The 19,452-nt window shown below is 63.9% G+C and carries 22 protein-coding genes; 12 read left to right on the top strand and 10 right to left on the bottom strand.

What is annotated here, in order from left to right; translation table 11 throughout:
* Window positions 1-104 precede the first annotated feature (104 nt).
* Both FJ434_RS26830 and FJ434_RS26825 read left to right on the top strand, forming a co-directional pair.
* On the top strand, window positions 105-746 hold the full coding sequence (locus FJ434_RS26830; protein WP_140505150.1) for a TetR/AcrR family transcriptional regulator: 642 nt from the start codon (window positions 105-107) through the stop codon (window positions 744-746).
* 44 nt (window positions 747-790) lie between these two features.
* Window positions 791-1,084, top strand: coding sequence for an HlyU family transcriptional regulator (locus FJ434_RS26825; RefSeq protein WP_140505151.1), 294 nt, complete (start codon window positions 791-793; stop codon window positions 1,082-1,084).
* Window positions 1,085-1,191: 107 nt separating this feature from the next.
* Here the strand turns inward: FJ434_RS26825 and FJ434_RS26820 are convergent, their stop codons facing one another.
* A complete protein-coding gene (locus FJ434_RS26820) occupies window positions 1,192-2,226 on the bottom strand; it encodes a class I SAM-dependent methyltransferase (RefSeq protein ID WP_140752103.1) in 1,035 nt (344 codons plus the stop codon).
* A gap of 199 nt (window positions 2,227-2,425) precedes the next feature.
* Here FJ434_RS26820 and FJ434_RS26815 point away from each other — a divergent pair, with 199 nt between their 5' ends.
* On the top strand, window positions 2,426-4,519 hold the full coding sequence (locus FJ434_RS26815; protein ID WP_246673760.1) for an EAL domain-containing protein: 2,094 nt from the start codon (window positions 2,426-2,428) through the stop codon (window positions 4,517-4,519).
* Window positions 4,520-4,658: 139 nt separating this feature from the next.
* On the opposite strand, the gene FJ434_RS26810 is transcribed toward FJ434_RS26815, so the two are convergent.
* Both FJ434_RS26810 and FJ434_RS26805 read right to left on the bottom strand, forming a co-directional pair.
* Window positions 4,659-5,861, bottom strand: coding sequence for an MFS transporter (locus tag FJ434_RS26810; RefSeq protein WP_140717260.1), 1,203 nt, complete (start codon window positions 5,859-5,861; stop codon window positions 4,659-4,661).
* Window positions 5,862-6,032: 171 nt separating this feature from the next.
* A complete protein-coding gene (locus FJ434_RS26805) occupies window positions 6,033-6,491 on the bottom strand; it encodes an Lrp/AsnC family transcriptional regulator (protein WP_140752136.1) in 459 nt (152 codons plus the stop codon).
* A 170-nt stretch (window positions 6,492-6,661) separates the two neighbouring features.
* Between FJ434_RS26805 and FJ434_RS26800 the strand changes: the two genes are divergently transcribed.
* Window positions 6,662-7,396 (top strand): AzlC family ABC transporter permease, encoded by a 735-nt coding sequence (locus FJ434_RS26800; protein WP_140752104.1) that lies wholly within the window; start codon window positions 6,662-6,664, stop codon window positions 7,394-7,396.
* Complete coding sequence (locus FJ434_RS26795) at window positions 7,393-7,692, top strand: AzlD family protein (protein WP_140505159.1); 300 nt, start codon at window positions 7,393-7,395, stop codon at window positions 7,690-7,692. The genes FJ434_RS26800 and FJ434_RS26795 overlap by 4 nt, the downstream gene beginning before the upstream one ends.
* A gap of 53 nt (window positions 7,693-7,745) precedes the next feature.
* Here the strand turns inward: FJ434_RS26795 and FJ434_RS26790 are convergent, their stop codons facing one another.
* Window positions 7,746-8,378, bottom strand: coding sequence for an FMN-dependent NADH-azoreductase (locus tag FJ434_RS26790; RefSeq protein WP_140505161.1), 633 nt, complete (start codon window positions 8,376-8,378; stop codon window positions 7,746-7,748).
* 109 nt (window positions 8,379-8,487) lie between these two features.
* Between FJ434_RS26790 and FJ434_RS26785 the strand changes: the two genes are divergently transcribed.
* Complete coding sequence (locus FJ434_RS26785) at window positions 8,488-9,450, top strand: LysR family transcriptional regulator (RefSeq protein ID WP_140752106.1); 963 nt, start codon at window positions 8,488-8,490, stop codon at window positions 9,448-9,450.
* Between the two features lie 17 nt (window positions 9,451-9,467).
* Here FJ434_RS26785 and FJ434_RS29995 read toward each other — a convergent pair whose 3' ends face one another.
* Entirely contained in the window at window positions 9,468-9,566 is a 99-nt protein-coding gene (locus FJ434_RS29995; RefSeq protein WP_198028830.1) for a putative RiPP precursor, read from the bottom strand.
* A 170-nt stretch (window positions 9,567-9,736) separates the two neighbouring features.
* On the opposite strand from FJ434_RS29995, the gene FJ434_RS26780 reads away from it, so the two are divergent.
* Both FJ434_RS26780 and fabF read left to right on the top strand, forming a co-directional pair.
* Window positions 9,737-10,318, top strand: coding sequence for a TetR/AcrR family transcriptional regulator (locus tag FJ434_RS26780; protein ID WP_140752108.1), 582 nt, complete (start codon window positions 9,737-9,739; stop codon window positions 10,316-10,318).
* 68 nt (window positions 10,319-10,386) lie between these two features.
* Window positions 10,387-11,658, top strand: coding sequence for a beta-ketoacyl-ACP synthase II (gene fabF, locus FJ434_RS26775; RefSeq protein ID WP_140752110.1), 1,272 nt, complete (start codon window positions 10,387-10,389; stop codon window positions 11,656-11,658).
* Window positions 11,659-11,688: 30 nt separating this feature from the next.
* On the opposite strand, the gene FJ434_RS26770 is transcribed toward fabF, so the two are convergent.
* Window positions 11,689-12,282: a TetR/AcrR family transcriptional regulator gene (locus FJ434_RS26770; RefSeq protein WP_140752112.1), complete on the bottom strand. Its 594-nt coding sequence runs from the start codon at window positions 12,280-12,282 to the stop codon at window positions 11,689-11,691.
* A 66-nt stretch (window positions 12,283-12,348) separates the two neighbouring features.
* On the opposite strand from FJ434_RS26770, the gene FJ434_RS26765 reads away from it, so the two are divergent.
* Entirely contained in the window at window positions 12,349-12,774 is a 426-nt protein-coding gene (locus FJ434_RS26765; RefSeq protein WP_140505170.1) for a VOC family protein, read from the top strand.
* 9 nt (window positions 12,775-12,783) lie between these two features.
* Here the strand turns inward: FJ434_RS26765 and FJ434_RS26760 are convergent, their stop codons facing one another.
* A complete protein-coding gene (locus tag FJ434_RS26760) occupies window positions 12,784-13,734 on the bottom strand; it encodes a trypsin-like peptidase domain-containing protein (RefSeq protein ID WP_027145790.1) in 951 nt (316 codons plus the stop codon).
* A 226-nt stretch (window positions 13,735-13,960) separates the two neighbouring features.
* Here FJ434_RS26760 and FJ434_RS26755 point away from each other — a divergent pair, with 226 nt between their 5' ends.
* Complete coding sequence (locus FJ434_RS26755; RefSeq protein ID WP_140752114.1) at window positions 13,961-14,833, top strand: S1C family serine protease; 873 nt, start codon at window positions 13,961-13,963, stop codon at window positions 14,831-14,833.
* A gap of 8 nt (window positions 14,834-14,841) precedes the next feature.
* Window positions 14,842-15,480 carry a helix-turn-helix transcriptional regulator gene (locus FJ434_RS26750; RefSeq protein WP_140752138.1) on the top strand — a complete coding sequence of 213 codons (639 nt, stop codon included), beginning with the start codon at window positions 14,842-14,844 and terminating at the stop codon, window positions 15,478-15,480.
* 6 nt (window positions 15,481-15,486) lie between these two features.
* Here FJ434_RS26750 and FJ434_RS26745 read toward each other — a convergent pair whose 3' ends face one another.
* Together FJ434_RS26745 and FJ434_RS26740 are read right to left on the bottom strand one after the other, a co-directional pair.
* Window positions 15,487-15,843 carry a type II toxin-antitoxin system VapC family toxin gene (locus FJ434_RS26745; protein WP_246672921.1) on the bottom strand — a complete coding sequence of 119 codons (357 nt, stop codon included), beginning with the start codon at window positions 15,841-15,843 and terminating at the stop codon, window positions 15,487-15,489.
* A 29-nt stretch (window positions 15,844-15,872) separates the two neighbouring features.
* Entirely contained in the window at window positions 15,873-16,139 is a 267-nt protein-coding gene (locus FJ434_RS26740; RefSeq protein ID WP_140505177.1) for a type II toxin-antitoxin system VapB family antitoxin, read from the bottom strand.
* A 177-nt stretch (window positions 16,140-16,316) separates the two neighbouring features.
* On the opposite strand from FJ434_RS26740, the gene FJ434_RS26735 reads away from it, so the two are divergent.
* Window positions 16,317-17,183: an NAD(P)-dependent oxidoreductase gene (locus tag FJ434_RS26735; RefSeq protein ID WP_140752116.1), complete on the top strand. Its 867-nt coding sequence runs from the start codon at window positions 16,317-16,319 to the stop codon at window positions 17,181-17,183.
* Between the two features lie 382 nt (window positions 17,184-17,565).
* Here the strand turns inward: FJ434_RS26735 and FJ434_RS26730 are convergent.
* On the bottom strand, window positions 17,566-19,452 hold a 1,887-nt coding region (locus tag FJ434_RS26730), incomplete at its 5' end, for an OmpA family protein (RefSeq protein ID WP_140796819.1).

Here is a 19,452-nt window from a genome sequence, read left to right as displayed (position 1 = left end):
GAATTATGAACGCTGTTCACGATATCCGGCATATGGTAAACGAAGGGAGGTCGGGGGTGCGAAAAAGCGTGCCGTCGAAGGCACGCGCATCCAAAAGGACTGATATGGCGCTGGACAAGGAAGAGACGGGCGAGCGGGTGCTGGCCATTGCCGAGACGCTGCTCAACGAAGGCGGCATGGACAATCTGAAGGCCAGGACCATCGCCGAACAGGCGGGCATCTCGGTCGGCTCGGTCTACAATCTGTTTTCCGATCTCGACGGGGTCCACCGCGCAGTCAACATGCGGCTGCTCGACCGGTTGGGGATCGCCGGCGCTGCGGCGATGGCCGATCTTGGCAGGCGCGGCATCACCGACGTGCGCCAACGGCTGATGGCGCTGGCCGGCGCCTATGTTCGCTTCGTCGAGGCGCATCCCGGCAGCTGGCCGGCGCTGCTTGCCTTCAACAGGCGGCGTCCGGTACTGACCGCGCCCGACGTCTACGAGGCACGGCTCGACCAGTTGTTCGAGATCATCGCCAGCGTCCTTGCCGACGGCGGCTTCGATCTCGACGAGGACACACGCCGGATCGCCGCGCGAACCCTCTGGTCAAGCGTGCATGGCATCGTCACCAGCGGTTATGCGGCAAGGTCCGTGCGCCGGCAGGCGGACGAGATCGACCGGCAGATCGAGCTCCTAGTCACCGTCTTCATCAGGGGGCTGGAACGCGGCGGCACATTCGCGCATGCTGGGCCGACAGCGTCATGAATCGCATACCGACGGCGATCGCAGGCGGCAAGGAGATTTGAGCGATGTCTTTTCTGAAACGTCTTTTCGGCGGCGGTGGCGGCGAAGCGGCCGAGCCCGCAAGTGCCGCGCCCGCCAAGCAGGTCGAGCACAAGGGTTTTACGATCAGCGCCACGCCCTACAAGAACGAAGGCCAGTACCAGACCTGCGGCGTCGTCTCCAAGGAGGTCGATGGCGTGGTGAAGGAGCACAAATTCATCCGTGCCGACCGTTTCGCCGGACTGGACGACGCCGTCGACATCTCGATCAAGAAAGGCATCCAGCTCGTCGACGAGCAGGGAGATCGGATTTTCGGGTAGGGTCCAGGCGTCTCCGAAAGGGCGTGGATCGCGGGCGAGGGGGCTTACGCCCTCGAGCACTCCGTGAAGCGCTCGAGGTCCTTGGCCGGCGCGCCATCCAGGTGGTATTAGCCGCGCTTTTGGATGACGCCGTAGAGCACGTTGCGATTCTCGCCGAAGTACACTTGCGCCTCCACGGTGTTGCGGTCGACGCTGGCATTGATGATGTTCCACATGTCGACTTCCGACCGCAGCAGCAGCACCCAGTCCATGAACGTTTCCCGGTAGCCGGCGTCAGGAGTGCCCTCGGCGTAGTTCGCAAACAGGAATGTCCCGTTCGGCTTCAGCATCTGCAGACAGGTCTTGGTGAGTTTCACGGCGACGTTGTGCTGGAGGTAGTCGTAAAGCCCGGAGGCATAGATGAGATCGAACTTGCCAAGCTTGTGGCCCCTGGTGAGCACGGTCCGTACCGAGCCGTCGATGGCCTCGACCGCGGTGCCCTGGAAATCGCGCGCGATCAGTCCGACGCTCTGGGGATCCTGGTCGAGCGCGACCCAGCGCTTGAGGCCGCCCTCGGCCAATGCGGCCGAACGGTTCGCTTCGCGCAGATGGCCGGCCGCGATAGCCAGGACTTCGGTTTCCGGTCCATTCTTGGCCGCGGTCTCATCGACATAGCGGGTCAGCAGATCGCGGCGCTCCCGTGCCGCGACGCATGACGGCACGTTCTGGGTATGGCTGTAAAGCGCCTTGCCGATCTCCGAGGCGTTCGCCACGCTCTCGGCCACGTGCGGGTCACAATAGATGTAGTCGAGCAACTGCGCGTCGCCGGAATAACCCCTGGGCTTGGTGAAGGACCAATGCGTCAGCGGATCCTCGAGAAAGTACTTCTGGATCGGGTGGTTCTGCGCCACCGGTATCAAGGCTTGCCACACGTCGGGATGAACCTTGGCACGCAACGCGTTGAGAAGCGACAGCAGGCGGCGAACGATCTCGGCGGGAAACTTTTGCTGCTCGACCTGTTGCTGCGTCGCGTAGAGGATGAGCGCCAGCTCCGCGCGAGCGGTTTCGAACGCTTCGCCATGATGCTCGGGCTTTCCTCGACGGAGACCACTGGCAATTGCCTCCGCAGTAATCAGACTCTGGCCATCAAAGACAGTTTGCACACCAAGACTCCATAGTTAACAGTCAGTTAACTTATTGCTTAGAATATTCGGTTTGCCAATGTCGGGTCGCGGGCATTTTATCGGTATGATTAATTTCCCGCTAACCATGTCAATTCTTTGGGGTTTTTAAGGAGGGGATTCCGGGTTCGAGTTAACGGAAACTTGTCCTGCATCATTGCATTTGATCGCGCGGCAAGAGATGTCGCGCCCAAGGAGTCGGTCTGCGTTGGGGGCAGAAGCTGCAAAAGAATTCGGAACGCGAGATGCCCTTCAGCCGGGATTTGTCGTGAACGAACGCGCGTCATCCAGAGTGGCCGATGCGGTCGATTCGGAACCGCACGATCCCCGCCAGGAGCTGGGGGCGGCCGAACTTCGCATCCTTTACCGTACGGAAGCCCAGGCGAAGCGAAGGAAGGAAGCCAGGCCAGGCCTTTGGATCGCCGTCGTCATCTATGTCTTGTTTTCGGTATCGGATCTGCTGCTGATACCGGATGTGGCCGCCCTCACGATCACGGCCCGCTTCGCTGTCGGACTGACCGCACTGTTGGTCCTGGAAGCACAGCTTCGCAGGGGAGCCGCCACGGACTGGCTTGACGTAACCTGCGCCGCGGCCATCATCTTCGGCTATATCGGCTGGCTTTACCCCGCCTCCATGGGGGCGAACAAGGAAACCGTCGCCTATTATATGGTCTTCGGCACCATTTTCATGATGAGCGCCAATCTCTTCTTCACGTTCCGTTTCAAAGTGTCGATCATAACGTCGACTATAATTTTGTGCATCTTGTATGTGGTGAACTACTTTCTACCCGCGTCGCTGGCATATAAGATGGTGTTTGGCACTTTCTACGTTTCGTGCTTCACGTTCACATCCTATGTGAACTGGAAGCTGAACGAAGAGCGCTACAACGTCTTCCTCAACGCGCTGGAGGCCAAGATCCAGCACAATGAGGCCACCGAGCGCGGCAAGGCCCTGCTCAGGCTGTCGCGGACGGATCCGCTCACAGGCCTGGAGAACCGGCGCGCCATCGACGAGAAACTGCGCGACTACTGGAATGACTGGCAAAAGCTTGGCCATGGTTTTGCGGCGATCCTCATCGACGTCGACTTCTTCAAGAAGTTCAACGATTGCTATGGCCATCAGGAAGGTGACCGTTGCCTGATCCAGGTCGCCGAGGCGCTCAGCGACCTGATCAAGCAATATGATGGCTCCATTGGCCGCTATGGTGGGGAGGAATTCATCGTCCTGGCTCGCATGGCCAGGAAAGACCAGGTCGCGGATCTCGCCGAAGCCATTTGCAGCACGGTGGAGAATCTGGCGATCGCGCACGAGTTGCGGCGGGATGGCATCGCGATCGTGACGGCGAGCGTAGGCGCGGCATTCACCAGGAAGCAGACCGCCGCCAAGCTGGAGAAGATCATCCACGAGGCCGATCGAGCGCTCTATCTGGCAAAAGCCGGCGGCCGAAATTGTGTCCGGCTGTTCGATCCGACCGATCCCCAGAGCAGCGACGAGAGCGAGAATCTCGCGGCTTTGCTGAAGATCGCGATCGGCCAGGATCTCGTTTCGCTTGTCTATCAGCCCATCCAGGACGTCGCGTCGGGCCGGGTCGAGGCCGTGGAGGCGCTGATGCGTCTCAAGATGCTCGACGGGACCCTGGTTCCGCCGAGCCTGTTCATTCCCGTCGCGGAGCGAACCGGCGCCATCCTCGAGCTCGGGCGTTGGGCAATAAGGACCGTGTGCGCCGAACTCCTGGCGCAGGATCACGTGCGCGTCGTCAGCGTCAACGTCTCGCCGATCCAGCTCAAGACGCCCGGCTTCGCGACATCGGTCGCGACCATTCTGGGCGAGACCGGCGTGACCGGCAACCGGCTGGCCTTCGAGATCACCGAGGGGCTGGAGATGGAGATGCACTCCGACATCCTGCGCTGCATCAGCGATCTGAAGCTGCTCGGAATCAGAATATGGCTCGATGATTTCGGGACGGGCTTCGCCGGCCTTTCGTGGCTTCGTCTCATCGATTTCGATACGGTCAAGATCGACCGCTCGTTTCTCCACGACTGCGGCACACCCAAGGGCATGGCGATGCTGCAGGATATCATCGCGCTGGTCAGAAATCGCGGCCACAAAATCCTGGTCGAAGGGGTGGAGACCGAAGAGCAGATGCTCCTCATGCGCCAGTTTGGCATCGACAAAGTCCAGGGCTTTCATGTCGGCCGCCCGGCTCCGGCCGCGAATTTCCAGACCAAACGGGCCATTCAGAAGCGGCCGTTCACGGTTCTCAAGTCGGCGTGACGCCGAAGCAGGCGGTGGCTTGACCGGCCATGGCTCGTCAAGCCCGTTTGTCATCTGGCCACGATTGCCGTCCGGCCGTGTCTCCTGATTTTATGCGTGTCGTTATCCTGGAACCGAGGAGACTTCCGGGCGACATGCACTATGCCGTCTGCAACGCCGTGCGTGGCAGCGGCGGGAAGGCGATGGCTATGCCCGCGGCACCCAGGCCGATGAGAGCCGAGCCGATGAACAGCCAATGGTAGCTGGCATAGGCGTCGAAGATCATGCCGCCGGCAAGCGGCCCCAGCGCCATGCCGAGGCTGGAGAGCATGGTGGCGGCGCCGAATACGGTGCCGAGAATGCGCTGGCCGAAATATTCGCGCGCCAGCACGGCGTAGAGAGGCATGACGCCGCCATAGGTGGCGCCGAAGATGACGGCCAGCATATAGAACTGGTCGAGCTGGCTGATCGAGAGATAGGCGGCAATGACGATCGCCTGGATCGCCAGCCCCACGATCAGCACCGGCTTGACGCCCAGCCTGTCGGCCAGCACGCCATAGAGCAGCCGGCCGCCGAGGCCAGCCAGACCCTCGACACTGTAGATCGAGACCGCGGCCATCGGGGCGACGCCGCACAGCATGGCGTAGCTGACCATGTGGAAGATCGGGCCGGAATGGGCCGCGCAACAGGCGAAGAAGGTTAGCCCCAGCACGATGAATTGGGGCGAGCGCAGCGCCTGCCCGACCGTCAGGCCGGCGCCTTCGGCGACTGGTGCCGCGGCCGCACCGGAGGCGGCGGGTTTCGGCGGCTGGCGCACCAGAAGGACGGCGGGCAGCAGGAGCACCCAGGCCAGGAGGCCGATGTCGAACATGGCGGCGCGCCATTCATAGGCCGAGATCAGCCAGCGCGCGAAAGGCGAGATCGTCATCGGCGCCACGCCCATGCCGGCCGAGACCAGCGATACCGCTAGCCCGCGATTGGTGTCGAACCAGCCTGATGTCAGCGCGATCATCGGTGCGAAAAAGGCGCTTGCCGCGAGCCCGACGAGCACGCCATAGGTGATCTGGAAGGTGAGAAGCGACCCGGCGCGGCTTGCCAGCACCAGCGCCAGCCCGAGCAGCACGGCGCCGATCGTGACGACGATGCGGGCGCCGAACCGGTCGGACAGGGCGCCCCAGGCGAAGCCGCCGAGGCCCATCACCAGGAAGTTGAGCGTCATGGCGCTCGAAATGCCCGCGCGCGACCAGTTGGTATCGATCGCCATTGGCTCGAGGAAAATCGCCAGCGAAAACATCGTGCCGATGGCGACACAGGACATCAGCGCGCCAGCCGCGACGATGACCCAACGGTAGGAATGATTCATGTTTCTTCTCCCAGCCGGGAACAGGATCGATCTTTCGACGCCGCCCGGCAATTCCGGTTGCGTCCCAAGGACGTTCGAGGCGTGCTCGGATCGACATTCCAGATGGAAATTCTTATAGGGCCAGGCGATGGCCTGCGCCTCGTCAAATGCGCTGAGAGATATTTCAAAGGCTCAGATCGGCAGTTCCGATGTGTACTTGATCGTCCAGCTGGGAACGTCGGTCTTGACGTTCTGCACGCCCTTGATGCGGCTCAGATGCTCCGACTGGAAACGGCGATAGTCGTTGATATCAGCCGCCACCACGCGCACCAGGGCGTCGCAGTCGCCTAGCATGAGATAGCATTCCATCACTTGCGGCAGCTTGGCCACCTCGGTGGCGAAGTGCTCGATCGTGTCCTCGTCCTGCGTCTTCAGCCAGATCCGGGTGAAGAAGGTGAGGCCCTTGTCGATGCTGGCTGGATTGAGCACGGCGACATAGCGGTCGATGACGCCGGCTTCCTCCAGGAGCTTGACGCGCCGCAGGCAAGGCGAGGGCGACAGGCCGACCTCATTGGCCAGATCTTTGTTGGCCATGCGGCCGTCGCGCTGCAGTGCCCGCAGGATGCGCTTGTCGATGTCGTCGAGCTTCATGGCGTCGAATTCCATTTTCCTGCGGATATGTGACATTCAATGCCAAAATTTGGCGAAAGACAACAATCTTCGCAACCAAATTGCCGGGAGGTGTAGGTATGTTTCGCCCCTGACATCACGAAATTCCAAACGCAGGGCAGGGCGGCTGCGAGGCCGGCCTATGGCAGACCATGAGCGTTTCACAGGCAGTCGAGGCAGCCGGCAATGGTTCGGAATCCGAGTTCCGCCGTGGTGTGATGTCCTGCGCGCCGGTGCTGTTCGGCACCATTCCCTACGCGCTCGTGCTTGGCGCCCAGGCCACGCAGAAGGGGCTGAGCACGGTCGAGTTATCCCTGATGACCGGCCTGAACTTCGCCGGCGGTTCGGAATTCGCGGCGATCCAGTTGTGGACGTCACCGCCGCACATCCTGCTCATTGTCGCCATCACCTTCCTGGTCAACAGCCGTCATCTGCTGATGGGGGCGGCGCTCGCGCCGTTCCTGCGCGAGCTACCGCGGCGCAAGGTTTTCCCGGCGCTGTTCTTCATGTGCGACGAAAGCTGGGCACTTGGCCTGGCCGATGCCAAACAGCGTGCCGCCGCGGGCATCGGCCCGGCCTTCAGCCCGCGCTATTATATGGGCGCGGCGCTGGCGATGTATCTCACCTGGGTAGCCTTCACGACGCTCGGCGCCTTGCTCGGCCCGATGCTGGGCGATGTCGAGACCTATGGTTTCGATATGGCGTTTCCGGCCGTCTTCCTGGTGCTGATGCACGGCATGTGGAAAGGCTTTGCCGCCGCGCGACCGTGGCTCGTCAGCCTGGCAGTCGCCGCGCTTGTCTATCTCTTCGTTCCCGGCGCCTGGTATGTCGCGGCGGGTGCTGTGTCGGGGCTGGTCGCGGCCTGGTTGCTGGCAGGTGATGCATGATCAACACGACAACCCTTCTCACCATCGTGCTGATGGCCGGCGTCACCTATCTGACGCGGATCGGCGGCTATGTCGTGCTGCGCAACCGCGTGCTCAGCACCCGCGCCACGGCGGTGATGGACGCAGCGCCCGGCTGCGTGCTGATCTCTGTCATCGCGCCGGCCTTCGTGTCGCGGAATCCGGCTGATCTTGCGGCGTTGGCCGTCACGCTGGCGGCGGCAACGCGGCTTTCCATGCTGCCGACCGTGCTGATCGGGGTCGCTTCGGCCGGCCTCTTGCGGCATCTGATCGGCTGAAACGAAAAGGCAGGCGCGAACGCCTGCCTTTCGAGTTCAGATTATCCAGAGCCTTACGCGGCAGCAGCAGCCTGCTGGCTGGCCACCACGGCGTCGACCTTGGCGGTCGCCTTGGCGAGCGCCGCAGTGACCGCGTCCGGGCCCATGCCGACGCCTTCGATGCGGATGACATCGACATCGGTCATGCCGAGGAAGCCGAGCACGCCGCGCAAATAGGGAATGGCGTGATCGAACTGCACGGCCGCGCCCTCGGAATAGATGCCGCCCGAAGCCAGCACGATATAGACCTTCTTGCCGGTGACGAGGCCCTTGGGACCATTCTCGCCATAGGCAAAGCTCCGGCCGGAGCGGGCGATGTGGTCGACCCAGGACTTCAGGGTCGAGGAGATGTTGAAGTTAATGAAGCCGGTGGCGAGGATCACCGTGTCGGCAGCAAACAGTTCGTCCAGCACCGCGTCCGAAACGCCCACCACCTCGGCCTGGCGCGGGGTGCGGGCATCGGCCGGCGTGTAGATGCCGGTCGCATAGTCGGCATCGATATGCGGCAGCGGGTTGGCGACGAGGTCACGCACGACCAGCGTGTTCGATGGGTCGGCGGCGAGAAGCTTCTGAGCGAACTCGGTGGCGATGCGGGTCGAGTGCGAGGCAGCGCCGCGGGGGCTCGAGGTAACAAGAAGAATGGACATGGCGGGTCTCTCCAGTTGAATGAATTGTCCCGACATATATGGGCTATCGATCCATCCGATAAACTGGTATATTTTCTATACGATCCATCTATAAAATAGATACACAACGATGCAGCCGAACCCGACCCTCGACCAGCTCCAGATCCTTGTCGCGGTTGCCGACACCGGCAGTTTCTCGGCCGCCGGTCGCAAGCTCAACCGGGCACAATCCGTCATCAGTTATGGCATCGCCAATCTCGAGGCGCAGCTCGGGCTGAAGCTGTTCGAGCGCGAGGGCACGCGCGAGCCGCAACTGACCGAGATCGGCCGGGCGATGCTGGAAGACGCGCGGCGCATGATTGGCGTGCTGCAGCGGATGCGCTCGCGCGTCGACGGGCACCATCACGGGCTGGAGGCCGAGGTGGCGCTGGCGGTGGACGTGGCATTGCCTTCCCCCGTACTGGTGCGGGTGCTCCAGGCATTCGAGGCGCGGTTTCCGACCGTGATGCTGCGCCTGCATATCGGCACGCTCGGTCTCATTCCCGACCTCGTCGTCAACGGACAGGCCGATCTGGGCATTGGAGGCTTGCTGGGCGATGTCGACGTGCATCTCGTGCGCATCGGCTTCATGTCGCTGGTGCCGGCGGCCGCACCCAGCCATCCGCTGGCACAGCTGCCGAAGCCGGTGGCGCTCGAGGATGTGCGCGAGCACACGCAGCTTGTCGTCACCGATCAGTCGGAGCGCACCAAGGGACGTGATTACGGCGTCTTCGCCTACCGCACCTGGCGCCTGACCGACGTGCGCACCAAGCACATACTGATGCGCGAGGGGCTGGGCTGGGGTGGGCTGCCGCGCTGGTTGATCGCCGACGATCTGGCCAGCGGCCGCCTGGTGGAGCTTGATCTCGAACCTTACAAGGAGGTGAGTTCGCCATTGTTCGCCATGCACCGCAACGATCGCAGCCCGAAGCCGGCGGCCGCCTGGTTGATCGACCGGTTCAAGCGCGGGCTCGGCTGCTTCAACGAGTTCGAGCCGGGCGAGGTGCCCGAAGAGGAGCCGGAGACCCATGGCGTGTCCGGCTCCGGCATCTGACCCGGGCATCCGAGAAATCACTGGATTATCGTCACCCCGGAAACCACGATCTGCGCGGTGCGGGCGGTCAATTTCCCGTGCTTGCGTAGCGTCGGTTTTTCGTAGGTCTTTTTCATGTGTCGGTCCCGAATGTGAGCCTTGAGGATGCCCTGCCATAACGAGATTGGAGGGTTCCGGTTGCGTCGCCATCTCATTCCCCACCGCGGATTGGGACAGATTTAGGTTAGATTGCAATGGAACTCTATCCCTGTTATAGATGTTGGAAAAAATCTAAATTGAGGTCGACATGCGAGTCAATCGCACGCAGGCGGAAGCAAATCGCGAAGCGGTGATCAACGCGGCAAGCCGTCTATTTCGAGAGCACGGCTTTGACGGCATCGGGCTGAAGGATCTGATGAAGGGTGCCGGGCTGACCCAAGGCGCCTTCTACAAGCAGTTCGAATCCAAGGAGGACTTGGCGGCGCAGGCATCGCGGCGAGCGATGGAGCACGCAACCCGCAGATGGTCGGCTGTTGCTGCCGGGAGCCCTGATCCCCTTGAAGCCGTTATCGGGCTCTACCTTTCGCCTGGACATCGCGAAGAGAAGAGCAACGGTTGTCCGATCGTGGCGCTTGGTTCGGACGCGGCGCGTCAAAGCGAGGAAGTGAGGGGCCCCTTCCAGGATGGGATCGCAGCTCACCTTGAGGTTATCGACGAATTGATGCCGGCGGCAGAAGGTCCAAAAACCCATCGCAAGGCCATGGCGATGCTGTCGCTGATGGTGGGGGCCGTGACGATCTCCCGTATCCTTAGCGATGAAGGGATGTCGCAACGTTTTCTCGATGCCGCCGCCGGCGAAGTCAGGCGAATTGCGGCCGCGCGGGAATAGAAGCGATCGCGATCGAGCGTCGGCACGGCGCCGCCGCGCGAACGGATCAAACAGAAGCTGGAGCAGACATGCGTCGTATCGTCATTACAGGCATGGGAGCAGTTAGCCCCCTCGGAGCCAACGCGGCGACTTCCTGGTCGCGGCTCCTGGCTGGCCGCTCGGGCATTCGGAGCCTGCCGGCTGAAATGGTGGGAGACCTGCCGGCGAAAGTCGGCGGAATTGTTCCCTCCTTGCAGGAGGACCCCGAGGCCGGCTTCGATCCAGACACCGTCCTGGTTCCGAAGGAACAGCGCAGGGCGGACCGCTTCATTCTCTTCGCATTGGCAGCGGCGGAAGAGGCGCTGGCCCAGGCGAGGTGGAAGCCGGTCTCGGACGACGACAGGGCCCGCACCGCGACGATCATCGCTTCGGGTATCGGAGGATTTCCCGCGATAACCGAAGCCGTGCGAACCGTCGATCAGCGCGGTGTTCGGCGTCTCTCGCCGTTCACGGTGCCATCGTTCCTGGTGAACATGGCGGCGGGACAGATTTCGATCCGATATGGGTTCAAAGGCCCGCTCGGCGCTCCGGTGACGGCGTGCGCGGCCGGCATCCAGGCGATCGGCGATGCGGCGCGTCTCATCCGCTCCAATGAAGCCGACATCGCGGTGTGCGGTGGAACGGAAGCCTGCATGAATGCGGTCAGCCTCGGCGGCTTTGCCGCCGCACGCTCCCTTTCGACCTCCTTCAATCACCGTCCCGATCAGGCCTCCCGTCCCTTCGACATGCTGCGTGACGGCTTCGTCATGGGCGAAGGAGCCGGAATCCTGGTCATCGAGGCATTGAGCCACGCGCTTGCGCGCGGCGCCAAGCCGCTCGCCGAGCTCGTCGGCTACGGCACGACGGCGGACGCTTATCACATCACCTCCGGCCCCGAGGATGGCGACGGTGCGCGGCGGGCCATGGAGATCGCGATCACGCAAGCCGGTATTTCGCCGCGTGAGGTCCGCCACCTCAATGCGCATGCGACCTCCACGCCGGTCGGCGATGCGGGGGAAATAGAGGCGATCAAAAGGGTCTTTGGCGCGGATTTCAGCATCGCCGTCAGCGGAACGAAGTCGGCGACCGGGCACCTGCTCGGAGCCGCGGGCGGGCTTGCGGCGATCTTCACGATCCTGGCGCTCAGGGACCAGGTCGCACCGCCGACCCTGAATTTGAGTGCCCCCGATCCGGCCGGCGACGGGATCGACTTCGTCGCAAACCACGCCCGGCCAATGGAGATGGATTATGCGATCTCCAATGGCTTCGGCTTTGGAGGCGTAAACGCCAGTGCGTTGTTCCGGCGCTGGACGGACAGTTGAGTAGCGTGGGCCACCTTTGGGCGACCTGCATCAGGCGCGGGACAGTCCGTCTATCAGCGCCATCAGGACGGCGCGGTAGTCCTCGGCTGATGCGCCCGCCTCGATGGCGAGCGCAGCGCGGTCGAAAGCAGAACCGAGCAGCGCCGTCAGCGCCTCCGCCGGCAGCTTTGTCATCGATCGTGCCCGCATGGCGGCGACAAGGCCTTCACGCAGCGAGCGGTTGCCATGGCGACTATCGATCGCGTCCATGGCGGTGCGGCCGAGCACGGCCGGGCCGTCGAGCAGCAAGAGCCGCGTGCGGCCGGGCGCGCGCATGGCCATGAGATAGGCATCGGAACCGGCAATCAGCGCATCGCGGGCGCTGAGCGAAGGCGGGGAGGCGCGGTCAATCTCCCGCGTCACAGCCGCCGCTTCCTGTTCAACCACGGCGGCGAAAAGTGCCTGCTTGTCGGCAAAGTGGTGATAGAGCGCGCCGCGCGTCACGCCTGCGGCGGCAACGATCTCCGGCGTGCCGGTCTCGGCGTAGGACTTTTCCGTAAACAGTTTGCGCGCCGCCGCGATCAGGTCGGCGCGTGTCGCCTCGGTGCGGTCGCGGTTCGAGCGGCGCCCGGATTCCTGTTGCATACATGCAGCCTGTATGTTAATTCGATTTACATGCAGACTGTATGTTAATTGACGGGAGAAGGAAAGATGAAGACGACGAGCTACTACCCGGTGCTGATGACCGGCGATGTCGCCGGCACGGCCGCCTTTTATGTCGAGCATTTCGGCTTCCAGCCGCTGTTTACGAGCGACTGGTACGTGCACCTCCAATCGGTGGACAAACGCAGGGTCAACCTAGGCATCGTCCAGGGCGACCACGAGACGATCCCTGAGGAGGGGCGGGGGCGCACCTCGGGCCTGCTGATCAATTTCGAGGTCCGCGATCCTGACGCAGTCTACGAACGGATCACCGCCGCCGGCCTGCCGATCCTGCGCACGCTGCGCGACGAGCCCTTCGGCCAGCGCCACTTCATCACCAAGGATCCCAACGGCGTGCTGATCGACGTCATCAAGCCGATCCCGCCCAGCGAGGAGTTCCTGGCGCAGTATGCCGAAGGCGCGGCGGGGGTGTGAGCGGCAGCCTCAACCAGCCCTTGCCACCGGCGTCACCGCCACCTGGCTGACGCCGGTGCGGCGTACCACGGTGCACAGCGTCTCGCGGCCGATGCGCTCGGCGTCGAGCATGCGCACGAGATCGTCGACGCCCGTCACCGGGCGCCCGTCGATGGCGGCGATGATGTCGCCTTCCTTGAGACCTGCCTTGGCCGCCGGGCCGTCCTTCTCGACGCTGCGCAGCCGCACGGCCGTGCTGGTCGAAACCTGCGACAGCAACGCCGCGCGGCGCGGCAGGTTTACGGTGTCGGCGGAGACGCCGATGAAGGCGCGGCGCACGCGGCCGAAGCGGATGATCTCGGAAATGACGAACCTGGCGGTGTTGGAGGCGACGGCGAAGGCAATGCCTTGCGCGCCGTGGATCATGGCGGTGTTGACGCCGATCACTTCGCCCGCCGACGACACCAGCGGCCCACCAGAATTGCCGGGGTTGAGCGCGGCGTCGGTCTGGATGACGTCGTCGATCAGCCTGCCGGTCGAGGCGCGCATCGAGCGGCCGAGCGCCGAGACCACGCCCGAGGTGACCGTCCATTCGAAGCCCAGCGGATTGCCGATGGCAATCGCGATCTGGCCGCGCCGCAGCCGCTTGGAATCGCCGAGCGGCGCCACATCGGCGAAGCTGCCATCGGCGCGCACCAAGGCGATGTCGGTGTCGGGATCGCGGCCGAGCACGCGGCCCTCGCTGGAGGCGCCGTCCGGCATCGAGACGCGCACTGTTCTGGCGTCACCCACGACATGGAAATTGGTGACGACCAGCCCATCCGGCGCGATGACGAAGCCCGACCCATGGCCGCCCGGGCCGCCGATGCGCTCGATGCGGCAGACGGCCGGGCCGATGCGATCGACAGCGTCCGCTACTGTTTCGGAATAGGCGTCGAGCAAGGTGTCGTCGGATTGGATTTTGGGGGCGGCGAGGGCCATGAGCGGGCTCCGTGATTTCAGGCACAACGATGCGTTTGTTACATGCGTGTCGTTGTCCCAAAACCGGTGAGCACTTTTGCGCGACACGCACTATATGTGCGGAGCGGCCCGAACCGCCGCGACCTGACCAGATGGCCAGTCAAGCCCGCAACTAGCCGTCAGGCGAGTACCCGCAAGCGCGCCGTCGAGCGATATCTGGGACATGCAAGAAACCCAGGAGACCCTTATGAGCGACTTCAATTTGAGCGCGTTTTCAGACGCCATCGCCGATCTGGCAGCGAAAGCCGCGCCGGCGACGGCGAGCTTCGCCACCCATCACCACCGCACGGCCAGCGCCTTCCATTGGCGCGACGGCTATTTCGTCACCGCCGAGGAGGCCGTCGAGACCGGCGAGGAGATCGAACTGACGCTGGCCTCCGGCGCGACGGTGAAGGCCGAACTGGTCGGCCGCGATCCTTCGACGGGCGTCGCCCTGCTGAAGCCCGCCGATGCGGCGACCGCGCCTGTCCTTGCCAGGGCCGATGCCGTTCGGCCGGGCAACATCGCCATTGCCATCGGCAGCAGCCAGGGTTCAGCACTGGCCGTGTCCGGCTCGGTCGGCGAAGTCGGGCCGGCCTGGCGCTCGATGCGCGGCGGCACCATCGACCGGCGCATCAACCTGGCCGTCGGCGCCGGCGGCCGCTTCGAGGGCGGCCCGGTGCTCGACGCCAAGGGCGCGCTGATCGGCATGCTGTTGTTCGGGCCTCGCGGCCGTGCGCTGGTCATGCCCTACGAGACGATCGAACGCGCGGTGGCGACGCTGCGCGAAAAGGGCCATGTCGCACGCGGCTATCTCGGCGCTGGCCTGCATCCGGTGCGTGATCGCGACGCAGATGGCGCAATGGTGATGAGCCTCGACGACAATGGCCCGGCCAAGGCCGCCGGCCTCTCACTCGGCGACATCATCGTGGCGTGGAACGGCGAGGCCGTGCATGGCCCGCGCGACCTGATCCGCCGGCTCGGGCCTGACAGTGCCGGTGCTTCGGTGACGTTGGGTGTCGTGCGGGGCGGCGAACAGCGCGACGTCGTGCTGATCATCGGCGAAAAGCCGCTGAGCTGAGAGGAATGATGGAAGCACTCGCCAGCGACCGGATCGGGACCGACAGTGCGGCTTCGCGGCGGCTGGTGGTGCTGATCGCGCTTGGCGATGCCGGGCGCGCCGAGCGCCTGGCCGCTTCGCTTGCCGCCAGCGATGACCTGTTGCCGGTGGTCGTTGGCGGCGGCAGGGCCGATGTCGCGATCGTCGACGACAGGAGCGGTGATGCCGTGCCGGCCTCGGTGCCACGGGTGCTGCTGTCGGCGCGCGCCGGCGGCGAGCGGCCTGCCGGCGAAGTGTCTGCCGTCATGCCCGCCGGCGCGGACGACCTGCTGATCGCCGCGGCGGCGCGGTTGGCCGCCGCTGGCTACAGCATATCGGGCAATGGCCGCGCGCCCGGACGCCGTGAGGATTTCCACGCCGGCGATGGCGAGCCGTTCGAGGATGAAGTTCTGGACGAGCACGCCGCCCGGCCGGCGCTGTCGCCACGCGAGGCCGAAGTGCTGGCGCTGCTCGCCGAAGGCGCGCCCAACAAGGTGATCGCGCGGCGGCTCAACATTTCCGTGCATACGGCGAAGTTCCACGTCGCCGCGATCCTGATCAAGCTCGGCGCCGCCAATCGTACGGACGCCATCGCCATTGCCATGCGACAGGGGCTGGTGCTGGTCTGATATCGATCAGACCGCCGCTTCGATATCGGTCAGGCGGAAATCATCACCTTTGAAGAGCAGCGGCATGGCTTCGAGCCGGGCCGTGGCGTAGGCGATGCAGTCGCCGAAGTTCAGCGCCGCCGGGTGCCGGCCCTTGCCGTAACGCAGAAAGGCTTGCCGGGCGACAGCTGCATGGTCGGCGGTGAAGTCGGTTGTCTCGATCGAGGCGGTGCGCAGGAAGCGGTCGAGGCGATCCAGGATTTCATCCTGCCGGCCGCCCGCGAGCACCATGGTGGTTTCAAGAAAGGTTGGCGCTGCCAGCAACCGTCTCTTGGCTTGCGTGATCGCGAGCACGAAACGTTCGAAGCCCGGCTCGACACGCAAAATGGCGACCAAGGCCGAGGAATCGATAATCATTTCGTCGGGATTCCGAATTCGTCGTAACCGAGGATTTCGTCGTCAGTCATCGCATTTTCGCGCTTGGGGATTTTTCCGGCGCTATCGGAAATTGCCATCAACCGTTGAAATAGGTCGCTTGCTTCATCACGAGGCACCAACCGTTCGCGCGCAACCTCGCGCTCAAGGCTTTGACGGATCGCCTCGGTCACGGACACGCGGCGGCGGCGGGCGAGTTCACGCGCCAATTGCTCGACTTCCATGTTCTTGATCGAGAGTGCCATTCTATATTCTACCTATCTGTATAGAATATACACCAGACTCCGGGTCAATCCAACATGTTTCAGGCACTCGGCCAGCCAGCCTCCGCAGCGTCACCATGGCTTGCCGTCACAAGCTCTTGTATCCCCCTGCTGCGCGGGCAAGGATCGTACAAAGAAGTATGAGGACGCGGAGGAAAAATGTCGCTCAAGGGAAAGACGCTGTTCATCTCCGGCGGGTCGCGCGGCATCGGGCTGGCGATCGCGCTGCGCGCCGCGCGTGACGGCGCCAATGTGACGATCGCGGCCAAGACCGCAGAGCCGCATCCCAAGCTGCCGGGCACGATCTACAGCGCGGCGCAAGAGATCGAGAAGGCGGGCGGCAAGGCGCTGCCGATGCTGTGCGACATCCGCGAAGACGGGCAGGTCGCCGAGGCGGTCGCCAGGACCGTCGAGAAATTCGGCGGCATCGATATCTGCGTCAACAATGCCAGTGCCATCCAGCTTACCGGCACGCTGGAAACCGACATGAAGCGCTACGACCTGATGCATCAGATCAACGCGCGCGGCACCTTCCTCGTCTCCAAAATGTGCATCCCGCACCTGAAGTTGGCTAAAAACCCTCACATCCTGAATCTGGCGCCGCCGCTCGACATGAAGGCCAAATGGTTCAAGAACCACGTCGCCTACACCATGGCCAAGTTCGGCATGTCGATGTGCACGCTGGGCATGAGCGCGGAATTCGCCAAGGACGGCATCGCCGTCAATTCGCTGTGGCCGATCTCGACCATCGACACTGCGGCGGTGCGCAATCTTCTGGGTGGGGCGACGGTGGCGGCGATGAGCCGGTCGCCAGACATCATGGCCGATGCCGCGCATGCGATCTTCATGCGGCCGTCGCGCGAGGCGACGGGCAATTTCTACATCGACGAGGAGGTGCTGCGCGCCGAGGGCGTCAGCGATTTCTCGGTCTATGCGCCAGGCGCGACCGGGCCGTTGGCGGGAGATTTTTTTGTTCCCGACGAGGTGTTTGCCAATTCCGATACGAACGTCAAAAGCATCTATTAGGGAGCGTTACCCGCCACTGGCGCTGCCCTTATCCGCCTGCCGGCTCCGCTTCATGGACAGTTCCGGTTGTTCTCTGGTCGGCATTGAGAGCGTATTCCGGCCACCATGCCACCATTTGCAAGATGGATCTGAAACAAAAAACCCCGCCGGTGAGGGCCGGCGGGGCTCATTACGTCCCGCTGGAGTCGGGACGGGGCAGGGAACGCCCAGAGAAGAATCTGGGGTGGGAAGCCCAGTGATTCAATGAGTTGGCTCTAATGGCTGTACAATTCTTGTTGACCCGGTCCTGCTGCCCATGGTTCCAGCCCATCCCGGTTGACCGGGATGGGACCTTGTTGCCGGCCTGATTCCAGAAATTACTGCAAGCCGCTGGAAAGGCCGGTCAATTGTTGCTCGCCACCGGCGCCACCAGAGGGGTGATGCGGCGGATGGCGACACGCCGGTTCTCGCGGTTGGGCGCCGAGGTGTCGACCTTCAGATACTCCTCGCCATAGCCCTGTGTCGTCAGGTTCTCGGCCGGGATGCCGAAGGCATTGGTCAGCGCTTCCGCAACCGCTTCGGCACGGCGATCCGACAAGGCAAGATTCGCCTCCGGCGTTCCGACGGCGTCGGTATGGCCTTCGATCAGGAAGGTCTCCGCCGGGTTCTTCTTCAACAGCTTCTCCATGGCGTCGGCGACACCCTGGAGCTTCTGCACCTCGGTGTCGGAGATCGAAGAGGAGCCGAATTCGAAGTTCAGCGTATCGAGGTCGATGCGCCGGGCAATGTCACGCACGCGGGCCGAACGTTTGACCTCGTTGATCGAATAGAGGCGCTGCACCTTCTCCACCGGCGGCTGTTCGAGGAAGGTATAGTAGTCGTCGTCGCTTTCGACATCCTCGGAATCGAGAATATAATCCCGGCGCGGGATGGTCAGCCGCATAGGCGGCAGGTCATCGCCGGGATCGCGCCAGTCCTCTTCGTCCTGGTAGCTGCGCTCGTCGACATAGCTCAGCACATATTCGCGACCGTCGGGGGCGATGCGCGACCGCTGCAGGATGTCGCCGTAGCGGTTGCGGATGGTAACGATCCGGAAGCCATTGTCGCGCTCGACCGTCTCGCGTGTGCGGCCCTGCGGCAGGTCCTCGTAGTAGACATCCTTGGCGCCGCGGGTCAGGCGCGGGCGGTCATTGCTCTGGACGAACGTCTGGTTGTTGAACTGGACGATGACCCGGTCACCGATCTCCTTGAGCACGTCAACGCCCTTGGGCCGGCGGCGCTCACGAATGTCCTCGTCAGGCGCGCGCTCGAGGCGCTTGCCCTGCTCCTGAGTGACCGGCACGATCTTTTCGGGCCTGATCGCCTCCTGGGCGGCCCTATCGTCGGTTGGAGGCGGGCCCTGATCCACCGGGGCCACTACCGGCTTGCGGCCCTGCTCACCGCCCTGCTGGGCATTTTGGCCACCATTCTGCTGCCCACCATTCTGCTCTTCCCCATTCTGGTTGGCGGGCTGGTTGGCGGGCGTCCGGCCACCCTGGCCATTCTCGACGCGACCCTTGCGCCTGGCATCCTTCTGGCTGTCGAGGATAGGGGCGGCGTTCTTGTCGGCGGGTGCTTCGCCCTGAACCGGGTTTTCGCCCTGGACAGGCGCGGCTTGTCGACCGGTAGCGGGCTGCTCTCCGGTCGCCGGCTGTTCGCCGGTGGCGGGCTGTTTGCCCGTCTGCGGCTGTTCGCCGTTCGCAGGCTGCTCGCCGGTCGTAGGCTGTTCGCCAGCCGGTTTCCTGCCGTGCTTCTTCGTCTTGTCCTGGGACTGTTCGCCTTGGGCGGGAGGCTGCTCGCCGGCGGGGGCCGGTTCAACCTTCGGCGCCGCTTCGCCGGCAGGAGCCTGCTTCGGCGTCGGGGCGGTCTCCGGCACGGCGGCCGGTGCCTCTTTCTGCTGATCCTGCTTGGGTTTCCTGCCGGGCTTGGTCGGCTGGTTGTCGTTGGCAGGGGCCGCCTCGCCGGCGGGAGCCTGCTCGGTCTGCTGCTGCTGGTCGCGCTTCTTCCTGCGCGGCTGCTGCTCGTCAGTGGCGGGTGCAGCCTGGCCGGCGGGAGCCTGCTCGGTCTGCTGCTGCTGTTGCTGCTGCTGGTCGCGCTTCTTCCTGCGCGGCTGCTGCTCGTCGGTGGCGGGTGCAGCCTGGCCGGCGGGAGCCTGCTCGGTCTGCTGCTGCTGCTGCTGGTCGCGCTTCTTCCTGCGCGGCTGCTGCTCGTCGGTGGCGGGCGCTGCCTCGCCAGCAGGAGCCTGCTCGGC

Source organism: Mesorhizobium sp. B2-5-13 (assembly GCF_006440535.1).
In the GTDB taxonomy this organism is placed as follows: domain Bacteria; phylum Pseudomonadota; class Alphaproteobacteria; order Rhizobiales; family Rhizobiaceae; genus Mesorhizobium; species Mesorhizobium salmacidum.
The sequence above is the reverse complement of the archived record's forward strand: the minus strand, read 5'-3'. Positions and strand labels throughout refer to the sequence as shown.

Bases quoted from the DNA above. Each gene is read 5' to 3' on its own strand.
- FJ434_RS26830 (WP_140505150.1), top strand. From the start codon at position 105: ATGGCGCTGGACAAGGAAGAGACGGGCGAGCGGGTGCTGGCCATTGCC.
- FJ434_RS26825 (WP_140505151.1), top strand. From the start codon at position 791: ATGTCTTTTCTGAAACGTCTTTTCGGCGGCGGTGGCGGCGAAGCGGCC.
- FJ434_RS26815 (WP_246673760.1), top strand. From the start codon at position 2,426: ATGTCGCGCCCAAGGAGTCGGTCTGCGTTGGGGGCAGAAGCTGCAAAA.
- FJ434_RS26810 (WP_140717260.1), bottom strand. From the start codon at position 5,861: ATGAATCATTCCTACCGTTGGGTCATCGTCGCGGCTGGCGCGCTGATG.
- FJ434_RS26805 (WP_140752136.1), bottom strand. From the start codon at position 6,491: ATGAAGCTCGACGACATCGACAAGCGCATCCTGCGGGCACTGCAGCGC.
- FJ434_RS26800 (WP_140752104.1), top strand. From the start codon at position 6,662: ATGAGCGTTTCACAGGCAGTCGAGGCAGCCGGCAATGGTTCGGAATCC.
- FJ434_RS26795 (WP_140505159.1), top strand. From the start codon at position 7,393: ATGATCAACACGACAACCCTTCTCACCATCGTGCTGATGGCCGGCGTC.
- FJ434_RS26790 (WP_140505161.1), bottom strand. From the start codon at position 8,378: ATGTCCATTCTTCTTGTTACCTCGAGCCCCCGCGGCGCTGCCTCGCAC.
- FJ434_RS26785 (WP_140752106.1), top strand. From the start codon at position 8,488: ATGCAGCCGAACCCGACCCTCGACCAGCTCCAGATCCTTGTCGCGGTT.
- FJ434_RS29995 (WP_198028830.1), bottom strand. From the start codon at position 9,566: ATGAAAAAGACCTACGAAAAACCGACGCTACGCAAGCACGGGAAATTG.
- FJ434_RS26780 (WP_140752108.1), top strand. From the start codon at position 9,737: ATGCGAGTCAATCGCACGCAGGCGGAAGCAAATCGCGAAGCGGTGATC.
- fabF (WP_140752110.1), top strand. From the start codon at position 10,387: ATGCGTCGTATCGTCATTACAGGCATGGGAGCAGTTAGCCCCCTCGGA.
- FJ434_RS26770 (WP_140752112.1), bottom strand. From the start codon at position 12,282: ATGCAACAGGAATCCGGGCGCCGCTCGAACCGCGACCGCACCGAGGCG.
- FJ434_RS26765 (WP_140505170.1), top strand. From the start codon at position 12,349: ATGAAGACGACGAGCTACTACCCGGTGCTGATGACCGGCGATGTCGCC.
- FJ434_RS26760 (WP_027145790.1), bottom strand. From the start codon at position 13,734: ATGGCCCTCGCCGCCCCCAAAATCCAATCCGACGACACCTTGCTCGAC.
- FJ434_RS26755 (WP_140752114.1), top strand. From the start codon at position 13,961: ATGAGCGACTTCAATTTGAGCGCGTTTTCAGACGCCATCGCCGATCTG.
- FJ434_RS26750 (WP_140752138.1), top strand. From the start codon at position 14,842: ATGGAAGCACTCGCCAGCGACCGGATCGGGACCGACAGTGCGGCTTCG.
- FJ434_RS26740 (WP_140505177.1), bottom strand. From the start codon at position 16,139: ATGGCACTCTCGATCAAGAACATGGAAGTCGAGCAATTGGCGCGTGAA.
- FJ434_RS26735 (WP_140752116.1), top strand. From the start codon at position 16,317: ATGTCGCTCAAGGGAAAGACGCTGTTCATCTCCGGCGGGTCGCGCGGC.